The sequence below is a fragment of the Peptostreptococcus stomatis DSM 17678 genome (assembly GCF_000147675.1).
GTDB classification, from domain to species: domain Bacteria; phylum Bacillota; class Clostridia; order Peptostreptococcales; family Peptostreptococcaceae; genus Peptostreptococcus; species Peptostreptococcus stomatis.
On the sequence record NZ_ADGQ01000069.1, the window covers coordinates 1 to 9,288 of the forward strand.

General features: G+C 38.1%; 8 protein-coding genes and 1 pseudogene. All 9 read right to left on the bottom strand.

The genetic code is table 11. The features are described from left to right. Positions 1-194: pseudogene (locus HMPREF0634_RS07810) on the bottom strand (serine hydrolase domain-containing protein); the annotation flags it as partial. Then, positions 191-1,570 carry an MATE family efflux transporter gene (locus HMPREF0634_RS07815; RefSeq protein ID WP_007790727.1) on the bottom strand — a complete coding sequence of 460 codons (1,380 nt, stop codon included), beginning with the start codon at positions 1,568-1,570 and terminating at the stop codon, positions 191-193. The gene HMPREF0634_RS07815 and the pseudogene HMPREF0634_RS07810, both read right to left, overlap by 4 nt. Before the next feature lie 59 nt (positions 1,571-1,629). Next, positions 1,630-2,214, bottom strand: coding sequence for an L-2-amino-thiazoline-4-carboxylic acid hydrolase (locus HMPREF0634_RS07820; protein ID WP_007790730.1), 585 nt, complete (start codon positions 2,212-2,214; stop codon positions 1,630-1,632). Then, positions 2,211-3,965 (bottom strand): ABC transporter ATP-binding protein, encoded by a 1,755-nt coding sequence (locus HMPREF0634_RS07825; protein WP_007790713.1) that lies wholly within the window; start codon positions 3,963-3,965, stop codon positions 2,211-2,213. Before HMPREF0634_RS07825 ends, HMPREF0634_RS07820 begins: the two co-directional genes overlap by 4 nt. Further along, entirely contained in the window at positions 3,962-5,716 is a 1,755-nt protein-coding gene (locus HMPREF0634_RS07830) for an ABC transporter ATP-binding protein (protein ID WP_007790718.1), read from the bottom strand. The genes HMPREF0634_RS07825 and HMPREF0634_RS07830 overlap by 4 nt, the downstream gene beginning before the upstream one ends. Next, the gene (locus tag HMPREF0634_RS07835) at positions 5,706-7,175 is read right to left on the bottom strand and encodes an ABC transporter ATP-binding protein (protein WP_007790715.1); all 1,470 of its coding nucleotides are present in this window, start codon (positions 7,173-7,175) and stop codon (positions 5,706-5,708) included. Before HMPREF0634_RS07835 ends, HMPREF0634_RS07830 begins: the two co-directional genes overlap by 11 nt. Next, on the bottom strand, positions 7,172-7,876 hold the full coding sequence (locus HMPREF0634_RS07840; RefSeq protein WP_007790720.1) for an energy-coupling factor transporter transmembrane component T: 705 nt from the start codon (positions 7,874-7,876) through the stop codon (positions 7,172-7,174). The genes HMPREF0634_RS07835 and HMPREF0634_RS07840 overlap by 4 nt, the downstream gene beginning before the upstream one ends. Then, on the bottom strand, positions 7,877-8,473 hold the full coding sequence (locus tag HMPREF0634_RS07845; protein ID WP_007790733.1) for an MptD family putative ECF transporter S component: 597 nt from the start codon (positions 8,471-8,473) through the stop codon (positions 7,877-7,879). 67 nt (positions 8,474-8,540) lie between these two features. Next, positions 8,541-9,155 (bottom strand): TetR/AcrR family transcriptional regulator, encoded by a 615-nt coding sequence (locus HMPREF0634_RS07850; protein WP_007790725.1) that lies wholly within the window; start codon positions 9,153-9,155, stop codon positions 8,541-8,543. Positions 9,156-9,288 lie beyond the last annotated feature (133 nt).

A 9,288-nucleotide genomic window follows, 5' to 3' on the forward strand; every position in this document is an offset into this window, starting at 1 on the left:
GAAAACACAATTTCTCCGTGTTCAGATACAATGACACATGCTCCCGGAACACTTTTACCTATATATGCATCTGCAATTTTATCAAAAGCAGTTTCGTAATTGTCGGTTACTTCCGCAGCAAGAATAAAGGAATGTGGAAATAAAACGCAAAAGGCAAAAGCAATGAAACAGCTCAAAAAGAAATTTTTTTTCATGATATTTCGCCAACTTTCACCTTGCTTATTTCCTGTGCAAGCTTGGTAATGTGCTTGTATTCACTAATTAGCAATATAATGGCAATCAAAATTATAGCGACATCATTCAAAGGCAACGCCAGCCATACTCCGAGAACATTTCCGTTCAGAAAACGAGGTAATATCAATACTAAAGGGACTACAAGTGCAAGTTGTCTTAGTATAACCAATACTCCTGCTTGTTTTGCTTTCCCGATAGCTTGAAAATAAGTGACTGTCATTATGAGCATGCCATACGTAGGAAATATGCAGTACATAAGCCTAAAATTAGATAATCCTGAACTTACGATAGCTGAATCGGTAATAAATGCAGATAGTATCTGCACTGAAAAAATTTCGATTATGGCAAAGAAAAATCCGGCAAGACAAGTAGAACCTATAATAAATACATTCGTAAGTTTTTTAACCCTTATATATTCTTTTGCTCCGAAATTTGTTCCGACAGCGGGCTGCATCCCTTGACTCATTCCCCATATCGGAACAAATGCAAGCTGCATAACTCTTTGAGCGGCTCCCATAAGAGCTATTTGATTTTCTCCGCCAAAATGCACTGCCGTATTATATACAACTGTCATTTGAACCAACATCATAATTTGCATGAGCATAGCGCTCATTCCCACAGAAAAAATTTCAGGTAATAAATCTTTTGCAGGTTTTATCCCATGAAAACGAACCACCGGACTTTTTTTCAAGAAGTATATTAAGGTGACCAAAGCTTGACTGATTTGAGAAATTACAGTTGCGATTGCAACAGCTTGCGGTCCCCGAGATGGCATAAGCAGAATGAATATAGGATCTAATATAATATTCAAAATAGCACCGGCCGCCATGATTCCCATTGCAACCCCCATGCGGCCCTCTGCCCTTATTACCATATTTGCACCTTGCATAAAATTTACGAATATGGAGCCGAGATATACTGTTCTTAAATAAGAAACACCCATCTCCAGAACTTCACCGCAGGCACCAGATAAGCGTAAAAATTCAGGAGCAAATATAATACCGATAATCATAACTACTGATGATAGAATGATTACCAAGAAAGTCAAATTTCCTATAATCTTATCCACGGTTTCTTTATCTTTTTTCCCGATTGCCCGAGAAAGTACAGAGCCCGAACCTATCCCAAGAAGAACTGCAATCGCATTATTGATCAATACAAACGGAGATGCCGCCGAAACTGCACTCATGGCATCGGTTCCTACCATTTGCCCAACATAAATTGAATCGACAAAGGCATATAATCCTACTATCAGTTGACCCAAAATCGCTGGCAAACTAAGGCTAATCATCAATTTCCAAGGATTTTCTGTAAGTAATTTATCACGAACATCCATTATAAGACCCTCCTTAATTTTTTGTTTTATTTTTGTCTTTATTTTTCAGCCTTATTCATTTAATTCTTTCCTTTCTTATTTATAAAGCAAAAGTCGCATTTTTCACCGTTCATTCCCAATGTTTGACTTCTTTCAAATACAAATCCCTTTATACTTCCAAATACGATATGATCACACAAACAGAATATCTCACAAAGCTCCGGGCATTCAAAAAACTTGCAGGTATCTGCCCAAAGACATTTGAGCACATCGACACGGTAATATTTTCCGTCATCCGATAGGATTCTGCTTTTCCATATTTCATCACCCGACATACCTTTTCTCATAAACAAACGAAATATCCTGAAAAAACCGGGGATATGAAAAAATGTTTTCAAAAGCTTATGTGCCTTTTGGGCAACATAAAATGAATACTCTTTTACCAATTCTTTCGCCTCGTTTTTTGAAAACCCTTTATCTATGAAACATTGATACAAGGCTATATTTGAAATGATGCTTCTTTTTTGCCTTTTTTTCTGTTTTTCTGTCCACGACCCTTGATTTATTTCTTTGATGAGCTGCTTCATTTTTGTTTTATGTTCCGCATCTATATTTTTTAATATCTGCACATTTAACTTTCCGAAGTAAAATTTTTTGTATGTCATTCTCGACCTCCTAATTTCCATCCAATTGCATTTCCCCGAATTTCAACAAATCGTCGATAAAGTCCTTCCTGCTGTATCAGCTCCTGATGTTTTCCTCTTTGCACAATTCGTCCATTTTCAAGAACAAGAATTTGATCTGCTTCTCGAACTGTATTCAACCTGTGAGCAATCATCAGAAGTGTTTTATTTTTTGTCAGTTCTGCAATAGCCTGCTGTAATTCCCGTTCGTTTTCAGGATCAACACTTGCCGTAGCTTCATCTAAAATGACAATAGGTGCATCCTTCAAAATTGCTCGTGCGATAGAGATTCGCTGCTTCTCACCACCGGAAAGGGTTGCACCTCCTTCTCCGATCCTTGTTTGGTATCCGTCCGGAAGTGCGGATATGAAATCGTGACAGCATGCTTTTTTTGCCGCTGAAATCATTTCTTCTTTTGTTGCCTTCGGTTTTCCAAAAAGAATGTTATTTTCAATAGTATCTTCAAAAAGGTAAACCCTTTGAAATACGATGGAAAAATTTTTAAGAAGGCTGTCGCAGGTATAGTCTTTGACATTAACGCCGCCTAAAAGAATTTCTCCATCTTTTACATCCCAAAACCGTGCAATTAAACTGCAAAGGGTCGTCTTTCCTGAACCTGATGGTCCTACAATGGCACAGCTCGTACCTTGAGGAACAGAAAAGCTTACATTATGCAGAATTTCCTTTTCTTCATATGCAAAGGAAATGTTTGAAACGGTAATGTCGTATGTTTTCGGAACAAGTTCTGTTCCCTTTTCATCAAGAAGCGGCATATTGGATATCATTTCCAATCTGTCTAAAGAAGCATCCACAACCCTTGCAACGGCAGCCGTACTTCCTGCAAGCTCCACAGTCGTAAAAATCATGAAACTTGCGACAATAAGGAGCAGGCATTTTTCGGGAGGTATTTCTCCATTCATAAGCAGGTATGGTGCAACAACAAGGATTGCAAATCTGGCAAATTTGAATATCATTTGAAAGATGGACGCCAAGCCGGAGAAAACTTTTTCCAAAGCGATATTTGCCTCTGTGCTTTCATTGATTGCAGCGTCTACGGATTTATCCGAACGATCGGCAAGTCCGAATGCCTTGACCACGGACATACCTTGTATATATTCTAAAATGCCTGTAACAAGTCCTGCTTGTGCAGCTTGTCTGCGCGGAGAATATTTCATACCGGCTTTTTGTGTTTTTGCGTACACACAAAGGGAAAGAAAAAGCCCTATGAACATCAAAACTCCAATTTTCCATTCATAAAACAAAAGCCATATCCCTATAACTGCGGCATGGATAAATCCTCCGGCTACCGCTTCCATGACGGTAACTGCATTGGTTTCCAGATCTCCAAGTGTTGTAGTAACTGCCGCTGTAATATCTCCAAGCCGATGCTCATTAAAATATCCCATAGGAACGCGTTTTAATTTTTCTCCAAGCTCCATACGCCATTTGGAACACATAGAAAAACTTCCAAGGGTTCTTTTTACGGCGGAAAGATTTGTAAAGAGAATACGCCCTAAAATACTTAAAAGCATAATCCCCAAGGCTTCCCATATTGTTTCAACCGGCATGTAACCGTTTGAGAGTGACAGCAGGATTCCATTCAGAACGGTAAGCACAGCCATAATAGGAAGCATCTCAAACACGGAATTACACATATGAAAGATAAACGATAAAATCAATCTTTTTCTTTCCGTTCCGGAAAAATCCAAAAGTCGTCTGAACATCTTAATCATGCTGATACCTCCTTCATATCAAGTGTGCTGATATGTGCATTCCAAAGTTCTCTGTAAAGAGCACAATTTTGGGTAAGCTCCTCATGTTTTCCTTCCGCTTCTATATTTCCTGCATTCATGACGATAATCTTATCGGCTGATGTGATAGTAGATAATCGATGGGCAATGACAATCAGCGTTTTTCCTGCTACAAGCTCGCTGATAGAGTGCTGAATGATCGACTCATTTTCAGGGTCTGTAAAGGCGGTAGCTTCATCTAAAATAATTATGGGACTGTCCTTTAATATGGCTCTTGCAATGGCGATGCGCTGCTTTTCTCCTCCGGAAAGATTGCTTCCGCTGTCTCCGACGACGGTATCGTAACCGCTTGGAAGTGATTCAATAAAATCGTGGCATGCTGCTTTTTTTGCTGCATTTTCGATTTCCCTGTTTGTAGCATCCGGCTTACCAATCCGTATATTTTCTCGTATAGAAAGATGAAACAAATAATTATCCTGTGAAACATACGCAATATGTTCCATAATTTGCGAAAGCGGTATGTTCTGCACATCGACATCGCCTATTTTCACGGTTCCGCTTCCCGCATTCCAGAAAGATGCAATGAGTCTGGCGACAGTGGATTTGCCCGATCCCGACGGTCCGACCAAAGCCGTCATTTCATTTTCATTCGCTTCAAAGGAAATGCTGTGTAAAACCTCTGTATCCTTGTAAGAGAAAGAGACGTTGGAAAATTCTATTTTTTCTCCTTTAAGTTGTACTCGTTTTTCCGGGTGTTCCATTTCTTCCGTATCCAAAAGACTGCCGATTTCTTTTACGGTGGCATCTACCATAGCAAGGCTGTCTGTATATCGCAATGCCTGAATAAGCGGAGCAATCAGACCCAATGATAAAATAATGCAGGATATAAAACTGCCTGCGCTTATGCTTCCGCCTATATAAAACAAACTTCCAACAGGAAGAACTCCGAGCAGACTGGAAGGGGCTATTGCAATACCTGCCGCATAGTACGGATTTGTCTTTTTGAACCATTCCGATTTAGAATTTTCATTTTCCTTTACTGCTTCCGCGTATTTGCGATAAGAATCGCTACTTTGATTAAAAGCCTTGACGACTTCGATTCCCCCTATATATTCAACTATAGCGGCATCCATCGCTTTTGCGGCTTTAATAACTCTGTCATAACGCTTCTCATAATCTTTCATCATTCCCATGTAACAGAGCATTCCGACAGGAAAGGTTGCAAGCGCAATAAGTGCCAGCCTCCAATCAAGGAACATGAAATAAATCAACATTAAGACAGGAATCATAATATTTGCTGTCAATTCCGGTATCATATGCGCAAGAGGCAACTCCAGTTTTTCAACCGTATCCACAAGCATAGTTTTGAATTTTCCCGACGGGGTATCCATGACAAACCCCATGGGCACTCGTGACAATTTTTTCGTAAGTGCAGTACGAATATTTTTCAATACAGTAAATGCGGCTCTGTGAGACCTCACCGTAGATACGGTTGAAAAACCAAGCTGCAAAAGATAACCCAAAAGAGCAATTACCGCCATCGGCAGGATTGATTTCAAGCTGTAATCGCCAGCGCATATTTGAATGATAATGCGTGAAACGGCAATATACGGAACGATTCCGAACCCTGCACCAAGAACGGCAAAAATAATCGAACTTAAAAGCAAACCTTTACAAGATCCGGCAAACTTAAATAAGCGATGCAATGTGTTTTTATTCTTCTTATTCTTCATTTCGATCTCCTTCTGCCAAAATATATTTTTCGATATTTTTCTTTTCTTCACCTCTCAAATCGGCAATTATTTTACCGCCTGACAACAGCAGAACTCTGGAACATATTGTTTTTATAAATTCAATGTCGTGTGTAATAATGAGCAGGATTTTTTCCTGTTCAGAAAGTCTCTCTACCATCGTTCCTACTTCCCGCATGCTTTTTAAGTCAAGCCCACTGGTCGGTTCATCGAAAATAAGAATTTCTTTATCACAAAGCAAGCTGATTGCCACTGCCAACCTCTGTTTTTGTCCTCCTGAAAGTGAAAGGGGATGTCTGTTTTTTAATTCGGAAAGAGATAAGACCGATAAAGTTTCGTCAATAACAGACTCATTTGTTATTTTTGTTCCGAGTGTGCATTCTGTTTCCACACAATCCGTAAAAAGTTGATGTCCGACATCCTGCATCACCATGTAAGATTTTTTAATACGCGCTTTTGCAGACAGACTCCTGCCGTCTACAAAAATATTTCCCGATTTTTGTTTTATCAGTCCGCATATCGTGCGTGCCAGTGTCGTTTTTCCTGTTCCGTTTGCGCCGGTAATTGCGACGATTTCTCCGCCACTTGCGGAGAAAGATATATTTTGCAGAATACTCTTTTCGCCATATTTGACATGGATATCTTTTAATTCCAAGCTGTGTTCGGAATTTTTTTTACCATTGATATTTGTTTTTATTTCAGAAAGATTTCGACACCTAAGTCCCATATTTTGTATCTGTTCAACCGGAAGCCTGCAAAAATCTTGTATGTTCATATCCTTAAAAACCTGACCATCTTGCATTAAGATGACCCTGTCTGCTATATCTGTTAAATACCACAAGCGATGTTCTGCAATGATAATTGTTTTTCCTTGCCGTTTTATTTTTTCTATCAGTTTTTTCAGTTCAAGCACAGAATGAAAATCCAGATTAGAGGACGGTTCATCCAACACAAAAATGTCTGGATTCGTGGCATACACAGACGCAAATGCAATTTTTTGTTTTTCCCCTCCGGAAAGTTCAAAAATACTACATCCTTTTAATTTTTCTATATGCAAATCTTTAACAACTCTTTCAAGCTGTTGTTTTAATTCTTTCGTCTCAAGCATTCTGTTTTCCAGTCCGAAAACAATTTCACTATCTGTATCTGTGTTGAAAAATTGTGTTCTCGGATTTTGAAAAACTGTGCCGACACTATCGGAAAGACTTGAAATTTCGGTCTCGGCAACATTCAATCCTTTTACAATTGCTTTGCCTGAAATGTTTCCTTCAAAAAAATGAGGAATCAATCCATTCACTAATCGTGTCAGAGTCGTTTTTCCACATCCGGATGCACCACATAAAAGAACACATTGTCCTTTTTGAATATTTAAGTGTAATTCCCGTAAAGAACTTTGTTTCATATCCTTGTAGAAAAAAGAAAGCTTTATAAATTTAATCAAGGGAATACACCTCCTCGTAAAAAATTAAAAAATATCATGCACATAACTCCTATATAGATTGTTACAATCAGCGCATCATGGATTGAAAAACAAACTTTTTCCATACAGCTACGTCTTCCGGCATGATCAATTCCCCTTGTAATTGCGGCTTGCGTGATTTCATCAGAGATTTTGGATGCAGATACCAACATTGGTACATATACATACTCCATTGTTTTGACCGGATGCCGTAAAAATCCTGTAAAAGAAGCAGCTATTCCTCGGAGAGCCATAGCATCTTTAATATAGTTCCATTCTTCAGCCATTGTCGGAAAATATCGCAATGTAACAGAAAGTGCAATTGTGAAACCTTTAGGCAAATGCAATCGACTGAATGCAGCTAAAAAAGCACTTACCTTTGTCGTGCGTATTAAAAATGCGCCGAGCATAAAACAAGGAATCAATTTTCTTATATAGACATCAAACATATATATGATGCCTCCGATTGTAACGGGTAATTTTAATATCACAAGCAGCTGCACCATCAATAACGCAATAAAGAGAATTCCGTATCTTGAAGCAGTACGGAACTCTTTCGCCTGCAAGAGCAAGAATACGGGTATTGCAGTAAAAAGGCATTCTATGACGATACTTTCATTCAGAAAAACGGAAATACTGGTTATTGATAAAATCAGAAGTTTTGTTCTGGGATCCAAAATCATCTATATAATCCCCACTTTTTCAAAATGCTTTTTCAATAATTTTTTGCCAATAAAGCCTCCGATTATGGCACAAATAATTGTTCCCAGAATCATTAGAGGGATAACCCACCAATTTATTCTAATCGCATTGATGATTCCTTCAAAAGAAGAAACATCTCCTTTTCTACGCATGAATTCACCAAACTGTGCAGGCATGATAGCCATAGGGATATAGGCTCCCATTGGAGACAGTGCAAACACGCAATAGGCAAGTAAATTCTTTCGGAATGATTTGAAATTTCCTGATTGGCAAATAAAGTCCGCAACAAATCCAAATATGATAAAAAATACCGACATCATCCAAAACATACCGGTAACAAATAAGAGGATTCCGGCAAGAATACCAAGTATGGCAAGCGACCCGCGTTTCGGTATTTTAGCGGTATATAACATAAAAACACTGCCTGCAAACAAAGCGACTATCATTGGCATAAACGGAAAAGTTGCAGGTGTCATCTGTGCGATACCACCTATCACAAATGCAATGACAAAATAAATAAGCGAAAAAATACCTATGGAAATGTAATCTCTTGTCAATAATTTGTTTTCATTTTTCATAATAAGAACATCCTTTCTAACACAAATGTTAGCTTTATCTAACCTAAATACAAAATTTTTTTACAGCCTATGTAAGCCGTAAAAGTCCCTCCCATCCAGAATTAAAAAAAATGGCAAGTTCTTCAACATATTCAATTGCTTGTTCTCTCGACATATCATGAACAATTGTTTCAAATACAGCTGTAAAATATGCACTGGTAATCATGTGATGTAAATCATGGCTGACTCTCCCTGTTATTTTGCCTTTTTCTTTAAGAATGGCATAGTATTTTTCTGTACGGGATACTTCTAATTCTACAAGTTCATGAATATAATCTTCATATTTTGTGCCCTCAGAACAACAAAGGACAAGCTTAAATTCTTCAAAATAATCATAAATATAATTCACAAAATGCAGAAGATATTTTGTAGACAGCTCTCTGCTTTCCGAAGTTTTATTTTCGGGAATTAAATCAAAATGGGCATCTTGTGCAGCTTTGAATTGTTCTATCAAACCATCCGCCGCCTCAGAAACAAGTGCTTCAAATAAAGCTGCTTTATCTGGATAATAACCATAAAAAGCTCCTTTGGTAAATCCAGCTTCTGCTACAATTTTTCTGAGGGATGCATCCTTAAATCCCTTTGCTAAAAATTCCCGTTTGCCAACTTCTAATATTTTTTGTTGCGTTGCTGATATTTTCATTAAATACCTCCTCACTAATATACCAACGGTATATACCACTGGTATATTAACATAATTTTTATTTTTTGTCAATATAGTTTGGATAAATAAAACAGCTTATATGTAGTGTTACAATTGATGTGAGACAAATAAT

Coding starts and splice junctions, on each gene's coding strand:
- HMPREF0634_RS07815 (WP_007790727.1), bottom strand. CDS start 1,570: ATGGATGTTCGTGATAAATTACTTACAGAAAATCCTTGGAAATTGATG.
- HMPREF0634_RS07820 (WP_007790730.1), bottom strand. CDS start 2,214: ATGACATACAAAAAATTTTACTTCGGAAAGTTAAATGTGCAGATATTA.
- HMPREF0634_RS07825 (WP_007790713.1), bottom strand. CDS start 3,965: ATGATTAAGATGTTCAGACGACTTTTGGATTTTTCCGGAACGGAAAGA.
- HMPREF0634_RS07830 (WP_007790718.1), bottom strand. CDS start 5,716: ATGAAGAATAAGAAGAATAAAAACACATTGCATCGCTTATTTAAGTTT.
- HMPREF0634_RS07840 (WP_007790720.1), bottom strand. CDS start 7,876: ATGATTTTGGATCCCAGAACAAAACTTCTGATTTTATCAATAACCAGT.
- HMPREF0634_RS07845 (WP_007790733.1), bottom strand. CDS start 8,473: ATGAAAAATGAAAACAAATTATTGACAAGAGATTACATTTCCATAGGT.
- HMPREF0634_RS07850 (WP_007790725.1), bottom strand. CDS start 9,155: ATGAAAATATCAGCAACGCAACAAAAAATATTAGAAGTTGGCAAACGG.